A 1274-nucleotide genomic window follows, 5' to 3' on the forward strand; every position below is an offset into this window, starting at 1 on the left:
ACCAGCGCTACAATTGGCCGCTATATTCGTTATCAACAACAACAAACGCAACTTTGTGTAGTCGATCCCGAGAACTCGGTATTCTTCGACTACTTTCACAGTGGTGATGCCAGCATTATTAGTGATAAGAGTAGTAAAATTGAAGGAATTGGTCGGCCACGTGTTGAACCGTCATTTATTGCTGGTGTTGTTGACAGCATGATAAAGATCCCAGATGCCGCCTCAATCGCAACTATCCAGTGGTTAGAAAAACTCATAGGGCGGAAAACTGGCGCATCTACTGGTACTAACTTATATGGGGCGTTGTTGCTGGCAACACAAATGCGTAATGAAGGCCAAACAGGCTCAATTGTGACCTTAATTTGTGATGCGGGTGAGCGCTATCTCGATACCTATTACAACCCACAATGGATAGAAGACAATATAGGCTGTTTCGAACACTACCGAGAAAAACTCATCGCGTTTAATGAATCTGGTTTACTTGGTTAACCTGTTGAAATTAAAAAGGCGTTGAATATAGATTCAACGCCTTTTTTGCTTAAATACTGTGTGTGGTCATCATTAGCTCTAAAAAACACATTTAATCAATATTCAGATATTTATGTGTTTGAATCGATAAACGCCAATTACGGCTAATACACACCTTCATGGCAAGTTCTGTAGCGCGCGCCTTTTGGCTAATAGGTTGTAAGCAAATAGTTTTATCGCTAACATCAATATTTAACAGTAATTCATCTAATTCTTCAATATGATGTTCGGTTGCGATCGGATGTTTAATTTCATTAGCACGATTTAATGCTTGGTCGAGTACCTTGTAGCCACCTTTCATATTGATTTTTGGTGATACAGTGACCCACACATCTGAGTGGCATTTAACTTCAAATGTTCCACTAGTTTCTATTTGTACCTGATAACCAGCCTCAATAAAAATCGTGGTTAATTCTGTTAGATCGTATAAACACGGCTCACCACCTGTTAACACTATGTGCTTTGCAGTAAACCCTTTATCGTTGAATGCTTGTAGTAATGTGTGACCCGTATGGTCAGCCCATCGACCGATGGTGCCATCAACTTGAATAACTTGCTCGGCAGTCACTTTGTTTTCAGGTAATACATCCCACGTTTGTTTTGTGTCACACCATGCACAACCTACAGGACAACCCTGCAAGCGAACGAACAGTGCTGGAACACCAGTATATGTGCCCTCACCTTGTATTGTTTCAAATACTTCGTTAACGGGATATTTCATCGTTTACCTTACTTCTAGAGACAAG

Annotated in this window: 2 protein-coding genes; one reads left to right on the forward strand and one right to left on the reverse strand. The window is 40.6% G+C overall.

Going from position 1 to position 1274, the window contains the following annotated elements:
* Positions 1–489: pyridoxal-phosphate dependent enzyme (locus tag H5202_RS22655; protein ID WP_182774002.1), on the forward strand; the 489-nt coding region annotated here is incomplete at its 5' end.
* Between the two features lie 91 nt (positions 490–580).
* Here H5202_RS22655 and queE read toward each other — a convergent pair.
* The gene (queE, locus tag H5202_RS22660; protein ID WP_182774003.1) at positions 581–1249 is read right to left on the reverse strand and encodes a 7-carboxy-7-deazaguanine synthase QueE; all 669 of its coding nucleotides are present in this window, start codon (positions 1247–1249) and stop codon (positions 581–583) included.
* Positions 1250–1274 lie beyond the last annotated feature (25 nt).

The organism is Shewanella sp. SG41-4 (assembly GCF_014164505.1).
Classification (GTDB): domain Bacteria; phylum Pseudomonadota; class Gammaproteobacteria; order Enterobacterales; family Shewanellaceae; genus Shewanella.

Bases quoted from the DNA above. Each gene is read 5' to 3' on its own strand.
- queE (WP_182774003.1), bottom strand. From the start codon at position 1,249: ATGAAATATCCCGTTAACGAAGTATTTGAAACAATACAAGGTGAGGGC.